The organism is Variovorax paradoxus (assembly GCF_030811855.1).
GTDB lineage: Bacteria > Pseudomonadota > Gammaproteobacteria > Burkholderiales > Burkholderiaceae_C > Variovorax > Variovorax paradoxus_L.
The window spans coordinates 218627-242439 of the sequence record NZ_JAUSRN010000006.1; the positions used below are offsets into that span (position 1 = coordinate 218627).

Annotated in this window: 23 protein-coding genes; 18 read left to right on the top strand and 5 right to left on the bottom strand. The window is 66.3% G+C overall.

From position 1 onward, the window contains the following. Positions 1 to 7 precede the first annotated feature (7 nt). The 13 genes from J2X92_RS14065 to J2X92_RS14125 all read left to right on the top strand — a co-directional run bounded on the left by J2X92_RS14065 (position 8) and on the right by J2X92_RS14125 (position 14788). On the top strand, positions 8 to 841 hold the full coding sequence (locus J2X92_RS14065; protein ID WP_307576550.1) for an SDR family oxidoreductase: 834 nt from the start codon (positions 8 to 10) through the stop codon (positions 839 to 841). Continuing rightward, positions 834 to 2549 (top strand): thiamine pyrophosphate-binding protein, encoded by a 1716-nt coding sequence (locus J2X92_RS14070; RefSeq protein ID WP_307576552.1) that lies wholly within the window; start codon positions 834 to 836, stop codon positions 2547 to 2549. The genes J2X92_RS14065 and J2X92_RS14070 overlap by 8 nt, the downstream gene beginning before the upstream one ends. Positions 2550 to 2553: 4 nt before the next feature. Continuing rightward, positions 2554 to 3348 (top strand): aspartate dehydrogenase, encoded by a 795-nt coding sequence (locus tag J2X92_RS14075; protein ID WP_307576553.1) that lies wholly within the window; start codon positions 2554 to 2556, stop codon positions 3346 to 3348. A gap of 9 nt (positions 3349 to 3357) precedes the next feature. Beyond that, positions 3358 to 4833, top strand: coding sequence for an aldehyde dehydrogenase (locus J2X92_RS14080; protein ID WP_307576555.1), 1476 nt, complete (start codon positions 3358 to 3360; stop codon positions 4831 to 4833). A 13-nt stretch (positions 4834 to 4846) separates the two neighbouring features. Further along, entirely contained in the window at positions 4847 to 5818 is a 972-nt protein-coding gene (locus J2X92_RS14085; protein ID WP_307576556.1) for a VOC family protein, read from the top strand. A gap of 17 nt (positions 5819 to 5835) precedes the next feature. Continuing rightward, a complete protein-coding gene (locus J2X92_RS14090) occupies positions 5836 to 6828 on the top strand; it encodes a Bug family tripartite tricarboxylate transporter substrate binding protein (RefSeq protein ID WP_307576558.1) in 993 nt (330 codons plus the stop codon). Positions 6829 to 6858: 30 nt separating this feature from the next. Then, on the top strand, positions 6859 to 8016 hold the full coding sequence (locus J2X92_RS14095; RefSeq protein WP_307576561.1) for an FAD-dependent monooxygenase: 1158 nt from the start codon (positions 6859 to 6861) through the stop codon (positions 8014 to 8016). Between the two features lie 31 nt (positions 8017 to 8047). Continuing rightward, positions 8048 to 8269 carry a recombinase-like helix-turn-helix domain-containing protein gene (locus tag J2X92_RS14100; protein ID WP_307576562.1) on the top strand — a complete coding sequence of 74 codons (222 nt, stop codon included), beginning with the start codon at positions 8048 to 8050 and terminating at the stop codon, positions 8267 to 8269. Positions 8270 to 8295: 26 nt separating this feature from the next. Continuing rightward, the gene (locus J2X92_RS14105) at positions 8296 to 9333 is read left to right on the top strand and encodes an aromatic ring-hydroxylating oxygenase subunit alpha (RefSeq protein WP_307576564.1); all 1038 of its coding nucleotides are present in this window, start codon (positions 8296 to 8298) and stop codon (positions 9331 to 9333) included. A gap of 18 nt (positions 9334 to 9351) precedes the next feature. After that, positions 9352 to 10320 carry a PDR/VanB family oxidoreductase gene (locus J2X92_RS14110; RefSeq protein ID WP_307576566.1) on the top strand — a complete coding sequence of 323 codons (969 nt, stop codon included), beginning with the start codon at positions 9352 to 9354 and terminating at the stop codon, positions 10318 to 10320. Positions 10321 to 10358: 38 nt separating this feature from the next. Beyond that, complete coding sequence (locus J2X92_RS14115; protein WP_307576567.1) at positions 10359 to 11465, top strand: porin; 1107 nt, start codon at positions 10359 to 10361, stop codon at positions 11463 to 11465. Positions 11466 to 12142: 677 nt separating this feature from the next. Continuing rightward, positions 12143 to 14365, top strand: a complete 2223-nt coding sequence (locus J2X92_RS14120) for a M1 family metallopeptidase (protein WP_307576569.1) — start codon at positions 12143 to 12145, stop codon at positions 14363 to 14365. A 12-nt stretch (positions 14366 to 14377) separates the two neighbouring features. Further along, entirely contained in the window at positions 14378 to 14788 is a 411-nt protein-coding gene (locus J2X92_RS14125; protein ID WP_307576571.1) for a hypothetical protein, read from the top strand. Positions 14789 to 14816: 28 nt separating this feature from the next. On the opposite strand, the gene J2X92_RS14130 is transcribed toward J2X92_RS14125, so the two are convergent. Together J2X92_RS14130 and J2X92_RS14135 are read right to left on the bottom strand one after the other, a co-directional pair. Further along, entirely contained in the window at positions 14817 to 15563 is a 747-nt protein-coding gene (locus tag J2X92_RS14130; RefSeq protein ID WP_307576572.1) for a transporter substrate-binding domain-containing protein, read from the bottom strand. A gap of 67 nt (positions 15564 to 15630) precedes the next feature. After that, positions 15631 to 16449, bottom strand: a complete 819-nt coding sequence (locus J2X92_RS14135) for a substrate-binding domain-containing protein (protein WP_307576574.1) — start codon at positions 16447 to 16449, stop codon at positions 15631 to 15633. A gap of 143 nt (positions 16450 to 16592) precedes the next feature. Here J2X92_RS14135 and J2X92_RS14140 point away from each other — a divergent pair, with 143 nt between their 5' ends. Beyond that, positions 16593 to 17366 carry a helix-turn-helix transcriptional regulator gene (locus J2X92_RS14140; protein WP_307576575.1) on the top strand — a complete coding sequence of 258 codons (774 nt, stop codon included), beginning with the start codon at positions 16593 to 16595 and terminating at the stop codon, positions 17364 to 17366. A gap of 111 nt (positions 17367 to 17477) precedes the next feature. Beyond that, the gene (locus J2X92_RS14145) at positions 17478 to 18317 is read left to right on the top strand and encodes a DMT family transporter (RefSeq protein WP_307576577.1); all 840 of its coding nucleotides are present in this window, start codon (positions 17478 to 17480) and stop codon (positions 18315 to 18317) included. Here the strand turns inward: J2X92_RS14145 and J2X92_RS14150 are convergent. Then, entirely contained in the window at positions 18303 to 18587 is a 285-nt protein-coding gene (locus J2X92_RS14150; protein ID WP_307576578.1) for a DUF1488 family protein, read from the bottom strand. The genes J2X92_RS14145 and J2X92_RS14150 overlap by 15 nt on opposite strands. Positions 18588 to 18685: 98 nt before the next feature. Between J2X92_RS14150 and J2X92_RS14155 the strand changes: the two genes are divergently transcribed. From J2X92_RS14155 to J2X92_RS14165, 3 genes are all read left to right on the top strand, one after another. Continuing rightward, complete coding sequence (locus J2X92_RS14155; RefSeq protein ID WP_307576579.1) at positions 18686 to 19846, top strand: sensor histidine kinase; 1161 nt, start codon at positions 18686 to 18688, stop codon at positions 19844 to 19846. A gap of 196 nt (positions 19847 to 20042) precedes the next feature. Beyond that, positions 20043 to 20495, top strand: a complete 453-nt coding sequence (locus tag J2X92_RS14160) for a hypothetical protein (protein ID WP_307576581.1) — start codon at positions 20043 to 20045, stop codon at positions 20493 to 20495. Positions 20496 to 20726: 231 nt separating this feature from the next. Then, positions 20727 to 21077 carry an alpha/beta hydrolase gene (locus J2X92_RS14165; RefSeq protein WP_307576583.1) on the top strand — a complete coding sequence of 117 codons (351 nt, stop codon included), beginning with the start codon at positions 20727 to 20729 and terminating at the stop codon, positions 21075 to 21077. A 65-nt stretch (positions 21078 to 21142) separates the two neighbouring features. Here the strand turns inward: J2X92_RS14165 and J2X92_RS14170 are convergent, their stop codons facing one another. Together J2X92_RS14170 and J2X92_RS14175 are read right to left on the bottom strand one after the other, a co-directional pair. Next, positions 21143 to 21424 carry a hypothetical protein gene (locus tag J2X92_RS14170; protein WP_307576584.1) on the bottom strand — a complete coding sequence of 94 codons (282 nt, stop codon included), beginning with the start codon at positions 21422 to 21424 and terminating at the stop codon, positions 21143 to 21145. 6 nt (positions 21425 to 21430) lie between these two features. Then, entirely contained in the window at positions 21431 to 23707 is a 2277-nt protein-coding gene (locus tag J2X92_RS14175) for a glycoside hydrolase family 3 N-terminal domain-containing protein (protein WP_307576586.1), read from the bottom strand. Positions 23708 to 23813: the final 106 nt, after the last annotated feature.

A 23813-nucleotide genomic window follows, 5' to 3' on the forward strand; every position in this document is an offset into this window, starting at 1 on the left:
CCACGCCATGACACAGCCATCGTCTTCTTTCTTTGCCGCCAATGCGCTTGCAGGCCGCGTGGCCGTGGTCACGGGCGGTTCCTCGGGCATCGGGCTTGCCACGGTCGAACTGCTGCTCGAATGCGGCGCTTCGGTCGCGCTGTGCGGCCGCAATGCCGAGCGGCTCGACGCCGCAGTAGCCGGCCTGCGCAAGCAGCACCCGAACGGCAAGCTGTTCGCGCAGCCTTGCGACGTGCTCGATGCCGGCTCGGTCCGCGGCTTCGCCGCCGCGAGCGAAGCTGCGCTTGGCCCGGCCTCGATGCTGGTGAACAACGCAGGGCAGGGCCGTGTCTCCACTTTCGCCGACACCGACGACGCGGCCTGGACCGAAGAGCTCAACCTGAAGTTCTTCTCCGTGATCAACCCCACGCGCGCTTTCCTGCCGCAGCTCGCGGCACAGCGCGCGGTCCGGGGTGATGCCGCCATCGTCTGCGCCAACTCGCTGCTGGCGCGCCAGCCCGAGCCGCACATGGTCGCCACCTCGGCCGCGCGCGCCGGCTTGCTGAACCTCGTGCGTTCGATGGCCACCGAGTTCGCGCCGCAGGGCGTGCGCGTCAACGGCATCCTGATCGGCCTGGTCGAGTCGGGCCAGTGGCGCCGCCGCTTCGAGGCGCGCGAAGACAAGTCGCTCGACTGGTCCGCCTGGAGCGGCCAGCTCGCGAAGAACAAACACATCCCGCTGGGTCGACTGGGGCTTCCGAGCGAAGCCGCGCGCGCGATCCTTTTCCTGGCTTCACCGCTCGCCTCGTACACGACCGGCAGCCATATCGACATTTCCGGAGGCCTTTCGCGCCATGCATAACCCCACGAACAACAACACAGTCACCGTCGGCGCCGTCGTCGCCGCTTTCCTCGAGCAGTGCGGCGTCAAGGCAGCCTTCGGTGTCATATCCATTCACAACATGCCCATCCTCGATGCTTTCGCCCAACGCGGCGCGATCCGCTTCGTGCCGGCGCGCGGCGAGGCCGGTGCGGGCAACATGGCCGACGCCTATGCGCGTTCCACGGCCAGCCTGGGCGTGTGCCTCACCAGCACCGGCCCGGCCGCCGGCAACATCGCAGGCAGCATGGTCGAGGCGCTGACGGCCGGTGCGCCGCTCTTGCACATCACGGGCCAGATCGAGACGCCGTATCTCGACAAGGGCATGTCGTACATCCACGAGGCGCCCGACCAGCTCACCATGCTCAAGGCAGTGTCGAAGGCGGCCCTGCGGGTGCGCAGCGTGGAGACGGTGCTCGGCACGCTCAAGCGCGCGGTTCAGCTCGCATTGACCACGCCGACCGGACCGGTCAGCGTGGAGATCCCGATCGACATCCAGTCGGCGCTAACGACGATGCCGGCCGACCTGTCGCCGCTGCCGATCGAGCGGCCCGTGCCTTCCGCCGCTTCGCTCGACGCGCTGGCCGTTCGGCTGGCGGCCGCCAGGCGCCCGATGCTGTGGGTCGGCGGCGGCGCGCGCCATGCCGGCGCCGCGATAAAGCGCCTGCAGAGGCTCGGCTTCGGCGTGGTCACCACCACGCAAGGCCGCGGCACGGTGCCCGAGGACGACGCCGGCTCGCTGGGCTCCTACAACATCCACAAGCCGGTCGAGGCGCTGTACCAGCGCTGCGACGCGATGCTGGTCGTCGGCTCGCGCCTGCGCGGCAACGAAACGCTCAAGTACGAACTGAAGCTGCCGCGCCCGCTGCTGCGCATCGACGCCGATGCCGCCGCCGAAGGCCGCGGCTACGCCACTGACCTGTTCGTCTGCGGTGATTCCGCGCTGGCCCTCGAAGGCCTGGCCGACCGACTCGAAGCCACGAAGTACAGCGCTGACCCAGCGCTGCTCACCGAGCTGCGCGCCGCGCACGAGCAGGCCGTCGCCTCGCTGACCGACGGCCTCGGCCCGTACGCCGCGCTCGTGAAAGAACTGCAGGCGGCAGCCGGCCGCAGCTTCAACTGGGTGCGAGACGTCACGGTGTCGAACAGCACCTGGGGTAACCGCGAGCTGCGCATCTTCGAACCCAGCGCGGGCGTGCACGCCACCGGCGGCGGCATCGGGCAGGGCATGCCGATGGCCATCGGCGCGGCCATCGGCGCGGCGGAAACCGGCTCGGGCCGCAAGACCTTCTGCCTGGCCGGCGACGGCGGATTCATCCTGAACCTGGGCGAACTCGCGACGGCCGTTCAGGAAGAGGCCGACATGGTGATCGTGCTGATGAACGACAAGGGCTACGGCGTCATCAAGAACATCCAGGACGCGCAGTACGGCGGCCGCCGCTGCTATGCCGACCTGCACACGCCCGACTACGCAATGCTGTGCGCTTCGCTGGCCCTGCCACATGCCCGCGTGCAACGCATGGAAGAACTGAGGGCGAAGCTGGGCGAAGCGCTGGCGAAGAAGGGCCCGTTCCTGCTTGAGATCGACATGCTCTCGATCGGCGAATTCAAGAGCGCATTCGCCGGTCCGCCGACCAACACCGTGACCCGGATTCCGGCGCTCGGCAAGGCCGCCGCGTCGGTGGAGTGACCACATGACCGTCTTGCGTATTGCACTTATCGGCTGCGGTGCCATCGGCACTTCGGTGCTCGAACTGCTCGAGGACGATGCCGCGCTGGCAGTGGTGGCCATCGTCGTGCCGGCCGAAGGCGTGGCTGCGGCGCAGGCGCTGGTGCCGGGCGTGAAGGTCGGCAGCAGCGTGCCCGTCACCGGCATCGACCTCGTTGTCGAGACGGCCGGGCATGCGGCCATCGAAGAGCACGTGCTGCCGGCGCTTGCGCGCGGCACGCCTTGCATCGTCGCCTCGGTGGGCGCGTTGTCGGCCGCGGGCCTGGCTGAAAAACTCGAGGCTGCCGCAGCTGCCGGCCGCACGCAGGTGCAGCTGATCGCGGGCGCCATCGGCGGCATCGACGCCCTGTCCGCCGCTCGCATTGGGGGGCTTGGCAGCGTGCGCTACACCGGCCGCAAGCCGCCGCACGCATGGAAGGGCACGCCGGCCGAGCGGGGGCGCGACCTCGACGCACTGACGGAAGAGGCGGTGATCTTCGAAGGCAGCGCGCGCGAAGCGGCCTTGCTCTATCCGAAGAACGCCAACGTTGCGGCCACCGTCTCGCTCGCGGGCCTGGGGCTCGACAGGACGCTGGTGCGCCTGATCGCCGACCCGGCCGTTGCCGAGAACGTGCACACGGTTGAAGCCGAAGGCGCCTTCGGCAGCTTCGAGCTGACCATGCGCAACAAGCCGCTTGCGGCCAACCCCAAGACTTCCGCGCTCACCGTCTACAGCGCCGTGCGCGCCTTGCGCAACCGGGCCGCGGCCCTTGCCATCTGAGTGCCTCACATGATTTCTTCCGAACTTCTTCCGATCTGCATTGCCGGCGAATGGCGCCTGGGTGGCGGCGACGTCTACGAAAGCCTCTACCCCGCCACGGGGGAGCCCATCGCACGCCTGAAGGCCGCGAGCCTTGCCGACGTCGAGGAAGCGATCACGCGCGCCGACCATGCCTTCCGTACCAGTGGCTGGGCCCAGCGCCTGCCGCACGAACGCGCGGCCGTGCTGCACCGCGTGGCGCAGCTGATCCGTGAGGAGGGCGAGTCGCTCGCGCAGAAGCAGCGCCTGGACAACGGCAAGCCCATCAGCGAAACCCGCAACCTCGTGGCCAGCGCCGCCGGCACCTTCCAGTTCTTTGCGGCTGCGCTCGAGACGCTGGAAGAAACCATCACCCCCTCCCGCGGCGCCTTCGTCACCATGAGCGTGCACGAGCCCATGGGCGTGGTCGCCGCCATCACGCCATGGAACTCGCCGATCGCGAGCGAGGCGCAGAAGCTGGCGCCCGCGCTGGCGGCCGGCAACGCGGTGGTCGTCAAGCCGGCCGAAGTCACACCGCTGATGGCGCTGGAGCTGGCGCGCATCTGCGAGAAGGCCGGCGTGCCGAAGGGCATCGTCAGCGTGCTGCCGGGCAAGGGCTCGGTCATCGGCGATGCGATCACCCAGCACCCGCTGGTCAAGCGCGTCTCGTTCACCGGTGGCACCACCACCGGCAAGCACATCGCGCACATCGCGGCCGACAAGATGATGCCGGTGTCGCTGGAGCTGGGCGGCAAGTCGCCGACCATGGTGCTCGAGGACGCGGACCTCGACCATGCGGTGAACGGGGTGCTGTACGGCATCTTCAGTTCGTCGGGCGAGTCGTGCATCGCGGGCTCGCGCCTGTTCGTGGCGCGGAGCATCTACGACGAGTTCCTGATGCGGCTGGCCGAGGGCGCCAATGCCCTGCGCGTGGGCGACCCGGCTTCGGAGCGCACGCAGATGGGCCCACTCATCACCGCGAAGCACCGTGAAGGCATCGAGCGTTATGTGGACCTCGGCGTGTCCGAAGGCGGCCGCATCCGCACCGGCGGCGTGCGCCCGCATGGCGATGCCTACGACCGCGGCTACTTCTACAAGCCGACCATCATCGAAGGCCTGGACAACAGCGCGCGCATCAGCCAGGAAGAAATCTTCGGCCCGGTGCTCGTCGCGATGCCTTTCGACGACGAAGAGTCACTGATCGCGCAGGCCAACGACAGCGTCTACGCGCTCGCCGCCGGCATCTGGAGCCGCGACTTCAAGCGCGCCTGGAAGCTCGGCCGCGCGGTGCAGGCCGGCACGGTCTGGGTCAACACCTACAAGCAGTTTTCCGTCTCCACGCCGTTCGGCGGCTGGCGCGACAGCGGCCTCGGCCGTGAGAAGGGCCGCGAAGGCATCTTTCAGTACATGGAGCAGAAGAGCATGTACTGGGGCACGAACGACCAACCGCTCCCGTGGGCGAACTGAAGAGGACACCACCATGAGCGTTCTAGGCATCGACCAGATCACCTACGGGGCAGACGACCTGCCCACCTGCCGCCGTTTCTTCGAGGACTGGGGCCTCGTGCTGAAATCGGAAGCGGCCGACGAACTCGTCTTCGAGTGCCTCAACGGCTGCAAGGTGGTCGTCGCGGCGTTGGACAAGGCGAGCTTGCCGCCGGCGATGGAAGAGGGCCCGACGCTGCGCGAAGTGGTGTGGGGCGTGGAAAGCGATGCGGACCTCGATCGCTACGCCGCCGCCATCGCGCAAGACCCGGCCTTCTTCGACGGCATCGTCGATGGCGCACGCCGCATCGGCTGCATCGACCCCAACGGCCTTGCCGTGCGTTTGCAGGTCAGCCGCAAGCACGCCGTCGAAATCGACTGCGGCGCCATGAACACCTGGAACGCCAAGCCACGTGTCAACCAGCCCGCGCCAGTCTACGAGCGTGCGTCGCCGATCGAGGTCGGTCACGTGGTGTTCTTCGTCAACGACGTGGCGGGCACCAGCGCGTTCTACGCCGAGCGCTTCGGGTTCGTCTCGTCCGACAGCTACCCGAATCGCGGCGCCTTCATGCGCTGCGCAGCAGAGGGTGGTCACCACGATCTGTTCCTGCTGCAGATCCCTTCGGGCAAGCGCGGGCTCAACCACGTGGCCTTTACCGTGCGCGACATCCACGAAGTCTTCGGCGGCGGCCTGCATTTCTCGCGCCGAGGCTGGGAAACGCAGCTCGGCCCCGGGCGGCACCCGGTGTCGTCGGCCTACTTCTGGTACTTCAAGAACCCGGCCGGGGGACTCATCGAGTACTACGCCGACGAAGACCAGCTCACGGCCGACTGGCAGCCACGCGAGTTCGAACCCGGCCCCACGGTGTTTGCCGAATGGGCGGTCGATGGCGGCCTCGACGGCAACACCCGCCGCCAGAAGAGCGCGGAAGGCCCGAAGGGCGCTTTCCTCACAGAGAAAAAGTGAACCCGACTTTCACCACCATGCAACGACGTCTTTCCTTCTCCCTCTTGTTCGCCGCGCTGGCAGCCTTTGCCGTCGCGTCGCCCGCGCAAGCCCAGAGCGATGCACAGAGGCAGCTGTCGAGCGACCGCTTCACCATCGTCTCGCCGTTCCCGCCCGGCGGCCCGGTCGACACGCTGGCCCGCGTGCTCTCCGACGGACTCGCCAAGCGCTATGGCCAGGCGGCCGTGGTCGAAAACCTCGTCGGCGCGGCCGGCAACATCGGCATCGACAAGGTCAAGCGCGCAAAGGGCGACGGCCACACGCTGCTGGTGGTGCCCGCGGGCAACCTCACGATCAACCCGACCCTGATGCCGAACTTTCCGTTCGACATCCAGAAAGACTTCGTGCCCGTCACCATGCTCGCCAAGGCGCCCAACGTGCTGGTGGCCTCGCCGTCTTCGGGCATCAAGAGCGCGAAAGAGCTGGTGGCGCAGGCCAAGGCCAGGCCCGGCACGCTGTCGTATGCCTCACCGGGCGTGGGCAGCGGCCTGCACCTGGCGGGTGAGCTGTTCAAGCAGCAGGCTGGCATCGACCTGCTGCACGTGCCCTACAAGGGCACGGCACCGGCGCTCAACGACGTGCTCGGCGGCTCGGTGCCGCTGATGTTCAGCAACTTGCCCGCGACCATGCCCTTCATCAAGAACGGCAAGCTCGTTGCACTGGGCGTGACCGAGGCCGCACGCAGCCCGGCTGCGCCCGACATTCCAACGCTGGCGGAGCAGGGCATTCAGGGCGTGGCCGTGACCTCGTGGTATGGCCTGCTGGCACCCAAGGGCACGCCGCCCGCAGTGGTCGAGCAGCTCGCGAAAGATGCGGCCGAGATGCTGGCCCAACCCGACGTGCGCGAACGCCTCAAGGCGCAAGGCATGACCGACGCGGCCATGAAGCCGGCCGCATTTGCGGCGCACATCCGTGATGAAACGGCCGTGTGGGCCGGGATCATCAAGGCCCGCAACATCGTGGCCGAGTGAGCCGCGAACAACAAGAGGGGGGAGACACCCATGAAGACAAGCGAATCCACCATCGGCATCGTCGGTGCGGGCATCGGCGGCCTGGTGGCGGCCATCGCGCTGCGGCGCGCCGGGCACGACGTGGCCGTGTTCGAGCAGGCGAAGCAGTTCGCCCGCGTCGGCGCCGACATCAACCTCACGCCCAACGCGGTGCGCGCGCTCGACGGCCTTGGCGTGGGCGAGGCGGCCCGCGTGACGGCGGCGCGCCCGTCGCACCGCATCAGCCGCACCTACGACACCGGCGAAGAGACCTCGCGCCTGGAGATGGCCGACTCGGCCGAAGAGCGCTACGGCGCGCCGCAGCTCACGATCCATCGCGCCGACCTGCTGGCCGCACTGGCCGACATGTTCCCCGCCGAGCGCGTCGCGCTCGGCAAGCGCGCAGAGAAGATCGTTGCGGACGAGAAGGGCGTGAGCCTCTCCTTCACCGACGGCACCAGCGCCCGCGTCGGCGCGCTGCTCGGCGCTGATGGCATCCATTCCTGCGTGCGCACTGCCATGTTCGGCGCAGAGAGCCCGCGCTTCACCGGCATCGTCGCCTACCGCGCCGTGGTGCCTGCCGAGCGCGTGGCCGGCGTGCCGAACCTCGGCGCCTTCACCAAGTGGTGGGGCCCGAACCCGCAGAGCCAGATCGTCACCTTCCCGCTCAACCGCGGCAAGGACGTCTTCATCTTCGCAACCACGTCGCAGGACACCTGGCACCTCGAATCATGGACCGCGCCCGGCAGCGTCGACGAGCTGCGCGAGCAGTACGTGGACTACCACCCCGAGGCGCGCGCCCTGCTCGACGCCTGCGACACGGTGCTCAAGACCGCGCTGTACGAGCGCGACCCGATGCCCGCCTGGGCGCAAGGCCGCATGGCGCTGCTCGGCGATGCCGCCCACCCGATGCTGCCCTTCATGGCGCAAGGCGCCGGCATGGCGATCGAAGACGCCGTGGTGCTGGCCCGTCATCTCGATGGCGTGGCGATGACCGACATGTCCGACGCGTTGCAAGGCTACGAGAAGGCCCGCATCGAGCGCGCCAGCCAGGTGCAGCTCGGCTCGCGCGGCAACAACTGGCTGCGCGAAGGCGGCAACGCCGACTGGGTCTATGGCTACGACGCCTGGGCCGTACCGCTGGGCGCGCCCGTCGCGGCCACCGCCTGATTCATTTCCCTCACTCCCCCGGAGGCCCACGATGCAACAAGACCGCTATCTCCAACCGCACCAGGCGCGCCAGCGCCCCGCGACCACCTACGAAGACCTGCTCGGCGACGTGATCGAACGCGCCTTTGGCGACGGCATCCATGACCTCGCGGGACTGGTGCAGCGGCTCAACGAAAGCGGCCTGGCCACGCCCGGCGGCCAGCCGTGGACCGAGGCGCTGTACGGCAAGGAAATGGCCTTGCTTGGCGCCTGAGCAGAGACAGACAGAGAGAGACCACCATGACCATTGCCATCACCCCCATCGCCGCAGACCCGGTCGATCATCTTCTTGAGATCGGCCTCAAGGACCTCTGGTACCCGATCTGCCCCTCGCACTTCATCAAGGAGAACCCCGTCTCGCTGCGCCGCCTGGGTCGCAAGCTCGCGCTGTGGCGCGACGGCGAAGGCGTGCTGCATGCGCTCGAAGATCGCTGCCCGCACCGCGGTGCACCGCTGTCGCAGGGCGTGGTGCTGGGCGACCGGCTCTCCTGCCCGTACCACGGCGTCGAGGTGCGCCATGACGGCGTGGTCACGCGCGTACCCGGCAGCCCGGGTTGCAAGCTCGAAGGCTCGCAGGCCACGCGGCACTTCCATGTGCAGGAGCGCGCGGGCGCGGTGTTTCTCTACAACTCGAAGGAATCGGTCGACGTGCCGCCGCCGCTGGTGCTGCCCGAGCAGCTCACGGATGACGCTGAGTACGCGTCCTTCCTTTGCTACACCGAGTGGAAAGGCGACTACCGATACGTGCTCGACAACGTGATGGACCCGATGCACGGCACCTACCTGCACAAGCAGTCGCATTCGATGGCCGAGGGCGACTCGAGCGCCAAGTTCGGCATCCGCGCGACCGACATCGGCTTCGTGTTCGAGAAGGAAGGCCAGCGCAACGTCAACTTCGACTGGACGGAGTGGGCCGACACCGGCATTCACTGGATGCGCCTGGAGATTCCATACCCGAAGACCGGCGGCCCCGGCGGCAACTTCATCATCGTCGGCGCTTTCTCGCCGATCGTGAAGGGCATGACGGCCACCTTCTTCTGGCGCGTGCGCAAGCTGGCGCCAGGCTGGGAGCGCGACACCTGGCGCTTCCTCTACAAGAACCGTCTGGAGGCACGCCACTGGCACGTGCTCGAGCAGGACCGCGTGATGCTCGAAGAGATGGAGCCCGACGCCAACCAGCACGAGAACCTGTACCAGCACGACCTCGGCATCGTCCGCCTGCGCCGCCACATGCGCGGCCTCGCGCAGGCGCAGCTGGCCGAAGCCACCACGGCCTGACCGGAAGCGAGCATCGCCATGTCTTCTCCCACGCTGAATGCCCTGGTGCACACCATGCGCTACGAGGCCGACGGCATCATCAGTGTCGAATTCCGCCCGGCTTCGCCCGCCGTGGACTTTCCCGCCTTTGAGGCCGGCTCCCACATCGACCTGCATCTGCCCAACGGGCTGGTGCGCAGCTATTCGCTGTGCAACCCTTCCAGCGACCGCCAGCGCTACGTGGTCGGTGTGCTCAACGACCGCAAGAGCCGCGGCGGCTCGCGCTATGTGCATCAGCAATTGCGCGTGGGCATGACGCTGCCGATCTCGGTGCCGCGCAACAACTTCAAGCTACAAGAGGGCGCCGACCGCTCGGTGCTCGTGGCCGGCGGCATTGGCGTGACGCCCATCTGGTGCATGCTGCAGCGGCTCGTGGCCATCGGCCAGCCGGTGGAGCTGTTGTACTGTGCGCGCACCCGCAAGGAGGCGGCGTTCTGCGATGCCATCGAGGCACTGGCCAAGGAAAAGTCGCTGCAGCTCACATGGCATTTCGACGACGAGAAGGGCGCACCGCCCGACCTCGCGGCGCTGCTGGCGGGCAAGGGCACCACCAGCCATTACTACTGCTGCGGTCCCACGCCAATGCTCGATGCCTTCGAGAAGAGCTGCGAGAAGCTGGGTTATGCCAACGCGCACATCGAGCGCTTTGCCGCGGTGCACGTGGAGGCGCCGAGCGCCACGCAGGGCTGCGTGGTCGAATGTGCGAAGAGCGGCCGGAGCGTCGAGGTGCCACCCGGCAAGTCGATTCTCGACAGCTTGATCGATGCCGGCCTGAACCCCGACCACAGCTGCAAGGAAGGCGTCTGCGGCGCCTGCGAAACGGCGGTGCTCGAAGGCGAGATCGACCACCACGACGGCATCCTCACCAAGATCGAACGTGCGTCCAACAAGACCATGATGATCTGCGTCTCTCGCTGCAAGGGCGAGCGGCTGGTGCTCGACATCTGAGTTTCCCCACCAAGCAAGAAAGCGTAGAGACACACCCCATGAAAAAGTACTTGTTCGCGCTGGCCTCGGCCGGCGCGGCTGGCGGAGCGCTGGCCCAATCTTCCGTCACCCTGTTCGGCGTGGTCGACGCGGCCGTCACCTACACGCGCGGCAGCGGCGATGGTTCAGGCCACAAGGTGCAGCTGACCAACAGCGGCAACGTGTTCAGCCGCATCGGTTTTCGCGGGACCGAAGACCTGGGCGGCGGGCTCGCGGCCGGTTTCTGGCTCGAGGCCGGCCTGCAGAACGACAACGGCACCGGCTTTGGCTCCAACGTCAACAACCAGGCGAGCGGTGCCGGCACCGCGGGCATCCTGAGCTTCAACCGCCGCTCCACCGTGAGCCTTTCAGGACCGTTCGGCGAGATTCGCCTGGGCCGTGACTACGTGCCCGCGTTCTGGAACACGGCCATCTTTGATCCTTTCGGAACCGGCGGCGGCATCGGGGCCAACCAGATCTATTTCTCGGGCCTTGGCGGCCTGCCCGCGCCCACCGGCACCCGCGCGTCGAACAGCATCGGCTACTTCCTGCCGGGCAACCTGGGCGGGTTCTACGGACAGGCCATGTATGCCATGGGCGAGAACGACTCGAACTCGGTGCTGCCGGGCACGCTGCGGTCGACCCGGCGCGACGGCAGCCACGTGGGCTTGCGCTTCGGCTACCTGCAGGGCGGCTTCAACATCGCACTGGCCACCGGCAAGACGCGCTACGCGACCGGGGACCTTCGCGTGACCAACCTCGGCGCGTCCTATACCTTCGGTCCCTCGCTGATGAGCCTGAAGCTCACTGGCGAGCTCTACACGGAGTCGAAGGGAAGCACCGATGGCAAGGGCGCGCTGGTCGGCTTCCAGCTGCCGGTTGGCCCAGGCGAGATCAAGGGCTCGTATGCGCGCTACCGGCTCGAGCCCACCGGCGCGGCGCTGAAGCCGACCACCTCGAAGCTGGCGATCGGCTACGTGCACAACCTGTCGAAGCGCACCGCACTGTATGCCACGGTCGCGCGCATCAGCAACCACAATGGCGCAGCACAAGCGCTTGCGGGCGCCATCACCATGCCGAACCGGTCGTCCAGCGGCACCGAATTCGGCATGCGCCACATCTTCTAGGCGCTCTTCGCGCATTCGGTGTGGCTGCACGGTCACACCGAATGCGCCTGCCGTACTCGCCCCGCACGCCGCGCGCGGCATGAACAAAGAACCATCTTCGTAGTGCATTGCACGCGTGGATTCGATGACTCCATTCGTCGTATGGCGCGCGAACATTTTGAGAGAGAAAAGTTCCGTGCTTCGTTGACGCTGTCATCTGTGCTCAGCTAAAAATGTGCGCACTTCCAAGGAGGGAGAACGCACGTGAAGCTATTCAGAACAGCTACAAGAGAACTCGCCGTTGCGGCCGCTATTTCAATCGTTACTTCAATCGTTGTCTCTCTGCCTGAATCCGCAGAGTTGACGCGCTTGCGCTAAGCCAACCGTCCAGGCATTCAGGCACAGCCGCATTCCATCGCCCTCGCGCATCGACGGGAATGGAACCGATCACTCCCCGCATCCTGGGACCACCCGCATCGCTCGCGGCGTGGTTCGGCGTGGCGCGTTCGTGCCGCGCCGGCTGAAAAAATCGTGTGGATAGCGCGTGTCTTTCCTGACGAACGCCTCGTTCGCCGGGAGGGCGCGGCGCTGCCTGCCGATGTGTCGTTCATCCCATCATTGCGCGCGTTCGCGCATTGCCGGCTATCCGCCGGTGCATGCGCGGCGGCGCCTGTCTTTACCAAGAGGCGTTCATCATCATGAAGAAATTTGTCAAGCCGGCCGTCAATCATCTGGCCATCACCGCCGTGACTCTTGCCACTCTCGTGGCTTGCGGTGGTGGAGGAGGCGGCGGCGACTCTTCCCTGGGAGGCAGCGCGCTGAAGGCGCCCTCGCTCGCGGCGGACAGTTCCGCGTCGCCCAAGGCGCCCGACGACGGACCGGCGCTCGCACCCGACGCGGCCGTGGCGCAGATCGACCGGTCCGCGAAGCCGATGGAACTGCCCGACACCGTCTGGCCCATCAACTACAAGCTGTGGTTCCGACCCGATGCGGAACTCAAGACCTTCGTGGGGCGAGGGGACGTGGAGATCGAAGTACTCAAGCCGGTCGATGCGATCGTCGTTGCCGCGCACAACCTGAAGTTTGCCAATGGCCGAACCACCTTGCGCAAACTGTCGAACCCCTCCGAGGCGATTGCGTTGATACCCACGCCGCAGACGCTGGGCGACTTCGTTCAGCTGCGGCTCAGCGACGGGCAAATTGCCAAGGGCAAGTACCTCTTGCACATGGAGTGGGACGGCAAGATCCAGTTCTCCGATGCGGAGTACTGCCCGCCCGAGGAAATGGCGCGCAACCCGTTCTGCTCTGCGGCTACAGGTGTCTTCAAGGTGGGACTTTCCACGCCCGAGGGCGTGACGAGCGACGCCATCGTGACGCAGGGCGAAACCAACTATGCGCGGCAATGGTTCCCGGGCTGGGACGAGCCGGCCTTTCGCCACACCTTCGAGATTTCTGCCGAGGTGCCGGGCGACTGGCAGACGGTGTCGAACGCCGCGCAGAAGTCCGCCGTCAAGCTGCCCGACGGCTACCAGCAGGTGTCGTTCGAGAAGACGCCTTCGATGCCGATGTACCTCGCCTTCTTTGGCGGCGGCAAGTTCGACATTCTTTCAGACACCTTCAAGAGCCCGCTTGACGGCAGCGAAATGCCGCTACGCTGGTTCACGCCGCCGGGCCGTTCCACCTGGGCCACCTTCGCGATGGAGTGGACCAAGGTGGCCATGGACTACTACTACAACTACACCGGCATTCCGCTGCCGTTCAAGAAGTTCGACACCGTGGCCGCCAACGACAGCTACGACAACAAGCCCAACACGGGCTTTGGCGGCATGGAGAACTGGGGCTCCATCTTCGAGTTTGCCGACCGGGTGCTGACCAAGCCGGGCGACACGCCGACGCTCTACTCGGTGACGGTGGTCACGCACGAAATTGCGCACCAGTGGTTCGGTGACCTGGTCACGCTCGACTGGTGGGACAACGTGTGGCTCAACGAATCGTTCGCGCGCTGGTTCGACCGCCGCACCACGATCAAATTCCACCCCGACTACTACAGCTTCTCCGACTACGTGCTGGACAAGCACACCGTGGTGGTGGCGGACCTGCGCAACACCGCGGTGCCGGTGCAGCGCAACCTCAACGACGCGGGCTCCTTCGGCTTCATCAGCCCTTCGATCTTCGTCTACAACAAGGGCAGCCACGTGCTGGAAATGATCCAGAACTACATCGGCGAGGAGGCGATGCAGAAGGGCCTGCAGATCTACCTGAGAGACTATGCCTTCGGCAACGTTACGCCGTCGCGGCTGTGGAGTTCGCTCGAGAAGGCGAGCGGCGGCAAGAGGGTGACCGACATCGGCGACAGCTTCATCCGGCAGACCGGCGTGCCGCTGCTGACGGTGGACGCGCAATGCGCGGGGGACCGCACTTACGTGTCGATCAGCCAGGAGCCGTTTCCCAACCAGAACGTCTATCCGGCGTCTTCATGGACCATTCCCGTGACGCTGGCCTACGGCGACGCGATGGAGCAGCGCAAGACCTTCGTGATGGCGAGCAGCACCACGCAACTGGATCTTCCGGGCTGCACCGCGGTGCTGGCCGGGCCGACCGGGCAGGACTACTACGTGAGCAACTACAGCACCCAGTCGTGGAGCGACCTGCTGGCCAAGGCGCAGAACTTTGCCGACAACAAGCCGCTGCTGCTCAACATCGAGCGGGACGCGTTCCGCCTGCTGTCGGTAGGCCGGATCACGCAGGCGCAGTACGACCAGATCAAGAACATCGTCAACCTGCCGTCCACGCTTGTTGCCAAGACCGAGGCCAGCCAGCAGAAGATGACGCTGGCGCAGGACGCGGGCGGCAAGGAAGACTATCCGCACGCACTGCGCTACCAGGGCAGCCTGAAGCTGCGCGAGAACCAAAAGCGCTGAAGGGCAGCCTCCATGAAAAAAGCATTCAACTATCTGGTGGCCGGCGCGTCGGCGCTGCTGTTGTTGACCGCATGCGGGCCGAGTGGCGGGCCCGAAGCGGAACTGGTCGGCGTGTATGCCGTGAAGAAGAACGGTGTCCTGAAAGAGCTGGTCAAGATTGAGCGGCAGGACGGCCGCTACATCATGCGCGACAAGGTGCGCACCGCCGAGTGGAGCGAACCCAAGATGCAGATGGAGCCCGTCACGCGCGAAGCCTGGCGCCGTATCACCACCGACACCGGGAACACCGCCTTCGTCGGCGTGGCGAGCGGGCAGCTCGGCGTGTTCAAGGTGCCGCCGGGCTGGAAGAAGAACGACTTCAGCACCGGAACCGGCTACTTCCTGTTCTATTCGCAAGGACCCGTCGAGGTCCACAAGCTGTGAGCGGCTTGCGAAGCGGTAAACGCGCCGCTTAGGCCGCGGGCGCGACGATCGCGCCCTCGATGCCGTGGCGTTCGAGCGCATCGGCCACGAAGCCGCTGGCCTTCATCTCCTCGACGAAGGCCGCGAGCAGTGCCTGTGCCTCGGCGCCGCGGCTGGCCGGCGTGCCCATGGCCTGCTGGATCACCATGAAGCGGCCGGGCAGCACACGCACACCCGGCTCGCGCTGGGCTTCGCCTTCGAGCATCTGGCGAATGCCGGCGGCCACCTCGACCTGGCCCGAACGCAGCGCCGCCAGTGCCGCAGCTGCGCCCTGGAGGCGAACGATCTCGGCCTGCCGGATTTCGCGCGTGAGGAACAGGTCGTAGGCGCTGCCCGCGCCGACCGAGATGCGATGGCCCGCAAGGTCGACCTGCGCGTTGTCCGTGAGCTGCGAAGCCTCGCGCACGAGGTAGCTGCCTTCGATCAGCACATAGGGCGCGGTGAAGCGCAAGCCCTCGCTGCGTGCCGGGTCGATGGCGAAGAAGCCGATGTCGGCCTTCTCGTTCCTGACCGCGTCGACCGATGCCGCCGCCTTCTCGAACACCACGAGCTCGATGCCTACGCCGAGCCGGCGCGCGAACTCGCGCGCAAGGTCGATCGACACGCCCACCGGCTCGCCCGTGGCCGCATCCTTGTTCGCGAGGATCGGGTTGCCGAGGTTGATCGACGCGCGCAGCGTGCCGCCGGGCGCGAAGGTGGAGACGAGGGCGGGGGCAATGGGCTGTGGCTGGGTCATGGCGTCCATCGTTTCAAAAGAGGATGGGCGCCAGTTTACTGACCGGCCGCATCAGCGCATCAGCGCATCAACGTGCCGTCAGCGGCTCGAGACCGGTCTTTGAGATGGTCGGCGCGGCCTCGGGCGAGTTGAGATAGCGGATCAGCTGGCGCGCCGCATCGGGCTGCTTGGAGGCCGTGGCAATGCCGGCCGAGAACACCGTCACGCGCTGCACCTCGGCGGGCAGCGGGCCGATGTAGTCGATGCCTTCGATCGGCAGCAGTTCGCTGACCTGTTGCAACCCCAGCGCCGCGTCGCCGCGCGCCACCACCGTGCCCACGCGTTCGCTCAGGATGCGCTTGCTCTTGGGCTTGACCTGGTCTTCGATGCCGAGTTTCTTGAGCAGCTCGGTCTCGTAATACGTGCCGCTGGCGCTGGCCGAGTAGGCGATGGAAGGCGCAGCCAAAAGCGTGCGCTTGAGCGCATCGACCGTTGAAATGTCGGGCTTGGGCGCGCCCTTGCGCACCGCAAAGCCGATCGACGACTTGACCAGGTCGACCTGGCTTCCCGGCACCACCTTGCCCTCTGTCACCAGCGCGTCGAGCGCCGGCCGCGCGAGGATCACCACGTCGGCCGGCTCGTTGCGCGACAGGCGGCTCGGAATCGAATCCTCCGCATTGCCCATCGAAGCGCCATAGGCGGTCTTGACCGTGCGGCCACTGCTGCGCTCGAAGCCGGGGCGCAGGTCGTTGTACGCGGCGGTGAAACCACCCGAGGTCATCACGTGGATGTCGCCGCCGGCGCGCGGCGGGCTGCCGAGGCTGCCGCATCCGGCAAGTGCGGCCGCGGCGGCCAGCAGGGCGGCGCGGCGGGTCAGGCGATGCAATGAGAAAGGCTGGGTCTTCATGGTGTCTCCTGAGGGGTTTGTATCCATCGTAGGCAGCGAGGCTGTCAATCAGCCTTCATCATTTTTGGGGTAAGTACGAATGTGGCGCTTGGCTGCCAGAATCGGGGCAACCGACCGTTCGCTGATCGCTCCTGGTGGGCTCCATGACCTATCTTCGCAGTGTCCTATTCGAAAGTGAATCCATCGGCTGCCATCTGGCCACGCTGGATGCGGCCGAGCCAAGCTGGAGCGCACCCTATCGAGTGCAAGGGCCTCGCCTGTTGCTACCGTTGACCCAGCGCTTCGAATGCCGCCTTGGCGCGAACGCTTTCGTATGCGATCCGGCCGCCGCGTTGTGGCTGTCGCCCGACGATCACTATCAGCTGAAGCGTCCGACGGGAGGCCAAAGGAGTGTCGTGCTCACGCTCACCGAAATCTTGGAGCCGGCGGGCAGGTCCTATCTGCCCCTGAGCGGCCGGGTAATGCTGCACCAATGCCTGCAAGCGAATGCGGCACAGGCCATCGACGCGCTGGAGTTGCAGGAGCGCCTTCTCGGGTTGGTTCAAAGCATGCGGCCGACGGAGCGGCTGGGCCCATCGACGATCCACCGTGCGGTCGAACGCGCGCGCGACTACATTGCCGCTGCGCCGGAGCGCAGCGACACCCTCGACGACATTGCCAGGGCGGTGCACTGTTCGGCGTTTCATCTGGCGCGCCGGTTTCGCCTGCACACGGGGATGAGCCTGCACGGTTTTCGCAATCAGCTGCGGATGACGCTTGCGCTCGATCGCCTGCGCGAAGGCGAAAGAAGCATCAGCGCGCTCGCCCTTGAACTGGGCTTTGCAAGCCACGCGCACTTCACGGTGGCATTCAGGCGCGCCTTCGGCATGGCACCGAGCCAGATGCGCACGAATCTGGAAGCGCCCCGCCTGCATTGATCAAACACTGCGTGCTTCGTTTTCAGCGGGAGCACGCAGTTGGTCAATTTTCGAATTTCGATCGGTCTTGCCGCCGGTGTTGCCTCGGCGCTCATCGGGGGCGCCTGGCAGGTGGCCACGCGCCATTCGACGATCACAACGATTGCGCCGGCCGACTTGACCATCCTGCGCTATGCCATACCGGCCATCGTTCTCGCGCCTGTGTGGCTGCGGGTGGGGCTGCTGCCTCGCGGGGTGCCCTTGCGCTGGCTGTTGGGAATGATCCTCGGCGCGGGGCTGCCGTTCGGGCTCGTCGCAATGACGGGAACAAGGTTTGCCCCATCGGCGCACATGGGCGTGTTCATGGCGGGCGCATCTCCGCTTTTTGCGACGGGGTTCGCCTGGATGCTGTGGAAAGACCGTCCGGACCGTTCGCGCGCGTGGGGGTTGGCATTTCTCGCCGCGGGCATGGCCGTTCTGGGCGCAGGAAGTTTTCGCGGTATCGATGCCGGCGCGTGGCGGGGCGATCTGCTCTTTCTTCTCGCGGCCGCGCTGTGGGCCGGGTTCACGCTTTCCTTCAGGCGGACCGGCCTGAGCGGCTGGCAAGGAGCGGCGGTCGTCAATGCGTGGTCGGCCATCCTCCTCATTCCGTGGTTGCTGTGGCGAGGTGAAACGGGTCTTTTCGATGCGCCCGTGCGCGACATCCTGTGGCAGGCACTGATGCAAGGCGTGATTGCCGGACTGCTCGGCCTGTGGGTCTTCAGTGCTGCCGTTTCGCGACTTGGCGCACCTCAAGCGTCGGCATTCGGGGGACTGGCTCCCGTCTTTTCCGCATGGGGCGGATGGTGGTGGCTCTCCGAGCCACTGACGGGCCCCGACCTGATGGCCGTTACCAGTGCAGTGGTCGGCGTGACGTTGGCAAGCGGCGCCTGGTTGACGCGAGATGCATGGGCGAAATCAACTGCGGGGTAGATCGTTTTCGCGCAGCATCACCGGCTCGACGGAGCCCTGTGCAACCCGGCGGCGCACGGCCGCTTCCATTTGCTCCACGTGCTGGGTGTAAGTTTCGAGCGGATCATCGTCCTGGGCATTGGAGTGGTAGCGGTAGTGCAGAACCTCCCGGCCAATGCTCGCACCCATGGGGTGGCCATCGATCTGCACCCAGAAGCGCACCGTGCCCGAGGCTTCGTGGAAGAAGGGCGGGGCGACGGGGTTCGTCCCGGAAAGCGGCTGTTCAGTCATGGGGTGTATTCCGGAACGAGGAGCCTCAGGATACGCTTCGCCGAGTACCCCTTCTTCCGTCGCTTCCGGCTGGCCGGCGCTGTTCGCCGGACCGCCTCTTGTCCTACAAGGGCGCATACTCGGCCAGCATGCGCCTGAGCCAATTCATCAAAGACAACATCGAACCCATTCTTGTCGAGTGGGAATCCTTTGCACGAACGATGATCCCGCCGGCGGAGACCATGTCCGTCGTCGAGCTCCGGGACCATGCGCATGAAATCCTGCTGGCCATTGCAAGCGAAATGGAGTCCACGCAATCCGAAAAGGAGCGCGAAGCCAAATCCAAGGGGCTCGCGATACCGTTCGCAAAAGAGACCTTTGCCGCCGAACATGGAGGCTTGCGCCAGCGGGTGGGCTTCGATCTGTCCCAACTGGGCGCGGAATATCGCGCGCTGCGGGCCACGGTTCTTCGATTGTGGATGGCGAAGGTGGGCACGGTCGACGCCGCGGTGCTCGAAGAAGTGGTGCGCTTCAACGAAGGCATCGACCAGGGCCTTGCAGAGGCCATGGCCACGTATTCCGACCATGTCGCCAATTCGAGGGACACCTTCCTGGCCGTGCTGGGGCACGACCTGCGAAACCCCCTGAGCGCGCTCAGTTCCTGCATTCAACTTCTCGGGCTGACAGGTGATGCCAAGCCCAAGGAACGGACGCTCCAAATCGCCAAGCGAAGCATTGCGTCGATCAACGACATGGTGACCGACCTGCTCGAGTACACGCGTACCCGGCTCGGCCGCGGCATCGAGGTGGTTCCGCAGGAAGGCAACCTGGGCGCCCTGTGCCAGGAGGCCTTCGACGAGGTGTGCGCGGCGTACCCGCAACGGGCACTGGTTGCCGATCTGCCAGGCGACGTGGTCCTGATGTTCGATGCGGCCCGAATGCGCCAGGTCCTGACGAATCTGCTGAGCAATGCCGTGCAGCACGGCGATCCCACCTATCCCGTGGTGCTGTTGATCAGGCACGAAGAGGCGCATGCGACCCTGGTCGTCAAGAACCGGGGACGGCCAATTCCTCCCGACGCGATGCAGGTGATCTTCAACCCGCTGGTGCAGGTTGCGACCCGCGAATCGGCGCCGCACGAGCGGCCCGCCACGAGCCTCGGACTCGGCCTCTACATTGCGCGGGAGATCGTGACGGGCCACGGCGGCACCATCACGGTGACGTCGTCGGCGGCAGAAGGCACGGCATTCACTGTTCATCTGCCTCACGGCATGAAATAGCAGGGCTCGCCCTGTACGGACAGCAGATGGCCATAGTCCCCGCGGCCCTATCGAGCAAGGCTGCCCCGCTATCCATTGCATAGCGCCATCGCTTCCGACCGTCAAGGCCGGCCTGCCGTGATGACTTTGGACTACAAGGACGGTTTTCTCCCTCGACTAGGTTGCACCTTGTCGAAACATCAACAAGGAGAATTCGATGAAGCTGAAACAGCGTATTGCACCGACCCTGGTGGCGGTCCTCATGGGCGCCTGCGTTGCACCCCTTGCCTTGGCTGCGGGTGGCGGCGGGGGAGGTGGAGGCGGCGGTGGAGGCTCGGGTGGTGGCGGTAGCGGCAGCGGCGGCGGCAGTGCCGGCGCAGGCGCAGCAGCAGGTGCGAACGGCAACGGCGCGGGCGCGACCAGCGGATCCAACGCCTCGGCCAATGCTGCAACGCCGGCCACACCTGCTACGCCTGCAACGCCAGCCACGGCCACATCGCCTGCAACGCCGGCCACGCCTGCGACACCGGCAACGCCATCGCCGCAATCTTCACAATCTTCATCGTCGACGATGTCTGCAACGCCGGCGACGCCTGCGGTGCCGGCTTCCAAGTCGGACACCAACACGACGATACCTGCTGTGCCTGCAACGCCGGCGACGAAGCGGTAGGCAAAAAGAAGACAGTCGAAGGGCCGGACAGCGTAATGCTGCCGGCCCTTTGTTTTGAACGTGGCCTATCCGCAAGCCTGCCCTCAATGCCATCGAGACAGGGGCGGCACGACGGGGTCGTGGCGCTCGATTGTTTCAATCCCGTGAACGCCGTGATTCATTTTGCGGCGTTTTTTCATGGGACTTCGGGCTCAAACTTCATCTCACCAACCAACCCATTAGGAGATTGAAATGAATGCCTCGAAGATCCTCGCTGCCGCTGCTCTCTCGCTCCTGGCCGCCGCCGGTGCACACGCAGAAACCTATGAAGGCGTGCAAAGCGTGAACTCCGGCGTCTCGCGCGCCGAAGTGGCTCCGCAAGCCGTTGCAGCCGCACGCGCCGGCAACGAATACAGCGATGGCGCCAGCGCCGGCGCACAAGCCTTCAGCTCGACCGCCGACCGCTCGGTGATCCAGGCCGAAGCCGTTGCCAAGGCGCACGATCCGCTCGCCAGCCTCGACCGTCGCGCGTTCTACCGCGACGAAGTGCCGCAAGCCTACAAGAAGCCCGCCGTGTCGTTCACGCGCCAAGCTGGCCTGTAAGCCGATCGTTCTCTGGTGATGAAGCGGGCCCTCGGGGCCCGTTCCTCGTTGAGACAGTCGTCCCGTCAGCCGATGCGGAAAGTCTTGGTCTGCCCGTTGCATTCGGCGCGTAGCACATCGCCGTCGACTTCGATGCGTGTCCAGATGGCGATGACGCGCTCGCTGTCGGCAATCTCGATGCTGTCGTTGGACAGTACGCTGTACTGAAAAACCGGCGCGCATACAGGCCCGTTCCGTTCGCCCATTGTTGCCGAGACGGTGCCGGTCTGCTGAAACCAGTAGGTCTCGATGTCCGTCTCGGAAATGAGGTCCAAGCGCTGGTCTATGGGTACGGGTGTGGTGGTCATGTGACGTCACTCCCGCGTGAGCGCAAAACTTTTTCGCAGCCCGCCGGTGGCCGAAGGCGCGACCCATAGGTCGAACTCACCGGGTTCGACCGTCGGCTTCATGTCGCGGCCGATGAACTGCAGGTCTTCGGAACCGAGCGTGAACTCGACCACCTTCGATGCGCCGGGTTCGATGCGCACCTTGCGGAAGTTCTTGAGTTCGCGCACCGGTCGCGTCACGCTTGCGGCGCGTTCGGCAACATAGAGCTGCACCACTTCCTCGGCCTCGCGTTGCCCGGTGTTGGTGACGGTGGCTCGCACGCGCAGCGTACCGCCCAGGGGCAGCCGGTCTTGGCTCGTCTCCACGCCGTCGTAGCGCACCGGTGCATAGCCGATGCCGTATCCGAAGGGATAGAGCGCCTGGTTCGTGGTATCCACATAGCGGGTCTTGAACGCCATCGCCTGGTCGTTGTCAGGCAGCGGCCGGCCGGTGCGCTTCTGGCCGTAGTAGAAGGGCACCTGGCCCGACGCCTGCGGAAAGCTCACCGGCAGCCGACCCGAAGGATTGAAGTCGCCGAACACGACGTCCGCGATGGCGGTGCCAGTCTGCACGCCCAGAAACCAGGTGACAAGGATGGCGTCGGCATTGCGCACCGCACCCCTGAGCGCCATGGCGCGGCCGTTGCTCAGCAGCACGACCACGGGCTTGCCGGTGGCGGCTACCGCTTCAGCCAAGTCCTGCTGGGCCTGTGGAATGCCGATGTCGGTGCGTGAACGGGCCTCGCCGGACATGAGCTGGCCTTCGCCGATGGCGAGCACCACCACGTCGGCATCGCGCGCGGCCGTCACCGCGGCATCGATGCCGCCGGGCAGCGGCGTGTCGATGTTCGAGCCGCGCACTACCGCCAGCGCCGCAGGGTCGCGCAGCGCGGCGCGCAAGCCGTCTTCGATGCCGACGGGAGCCGACTGGCCGGGGAACAGGCTCCACGCGCCGAGCAGGTCCTGCGTGCCCGAAGCAAAGGGGCCGATCAGCGCGATCTTCTTGCCGGACCTGGGCAGCGGCAGCACCGCGCGCTCGTTCTTCAGCATCACGATGGCGCGGCGCGCATCTTCGCGAGCGAGCCCGATGTACTCCGGGTTCTCGGTGCGGGCCTGGGCCGGTGCGGCATCGAGCCCTCGAAGAGGCTGATCGAACAGGCCGAGCTTCTGCTTGACCCACAGCACGCGGCGCACCGCATCGTCCAGGCGCGCCATCGGCACTTCGCCCGACGCCACGAGCTCGGGCAGGTGGCGCATGTACAGGCCGCTCTGCATGCTGACATCGGTACCGGCCAGGAACGACTGCCTGGCCGCCTCCCGTCCGTTGGCCGCGTAGCCGTGCGCAATCAGTTCCTCGTCGGCGGTGTAGTCGGAAACCACGAAGCCCTTGAACTTCCATTCGTCGCGCAGCACGCCCGTCAGCAACGCCGGGTTGGCAATCGACGGAATGCCCGAAATCTCGTTGAACGCGCTCATGATCGACAGAGCGCCCGCGTCCAGCGCCGCGCGGAACGGCGGCAGGTACACCTGGCGCAGCGTGCGCTCGGAGATGTCGGTGGCCGCGTAGTCGAGTCCGCCCTCCGCGGCACCATAGGCCGCGAAGTGCTTGGGCGTGGCCAGCAGGGCGTCGCCGCGCGAGAGGTCGCTGCCCTGGAAGCCGCGCACGCGCGCCGCCGCGAAAAGGTTGGCCAGGTACACGTCTTCGCCCGCGCCTTCGATGCCGCGGCCCCAGCGCGCATCGCGCGCGATGTCCACCATTGGCGCGAACGTCCAGCGAAAGCCATCGGCGCTGGCCTCCACCGCCGCCGCGCGCGCGGTGCGCTCGGCCAGCGCGGGCTCCCAGCTTGCGGCTTCCGCCAGCGGCATGGGGAAGATGGTGCGAAAGCCGTGGATCACGTCGGCGCCGTAGAGCAGCGGAATGCCCAGGCGAGATTCGCGCACGGCCACCTCTTGCAGCACGCGCTTGCGCTCGAGTCCTTGATTGTTGAACAGGCCGGTGACGCGGCCTGCGCGCACGTCATCGATCTCCTGCTGCCCGTTGCGCTGGGCGGCCTGCGGATTACCGGGAATGTTGGTGTCGGCGGGGCCGTAGAGGCTGAGCTGGCCCACTTTCTCCTCGACTGTCATGCGCGCGATGAGCGAATCGATACGGGCGTCAGCACCCAGTGCATCCTCGGCGGTGGCCGGGGCGGCGTGGGAAGCGGGGGAGAAGAGACAAGAGGCCAGGCCCAGCAGGGCCGCCATGGCGGGAATACGGACGTGCATGGCCCGCCATTGTCGCGCCAAAGCGAGTCGGACCCGCCCGGACGGGCCTTGGCACTGTTACATCCGGTTCAGCAATGGCTGCACTCGTGGCGCGTTTGCCTCATTC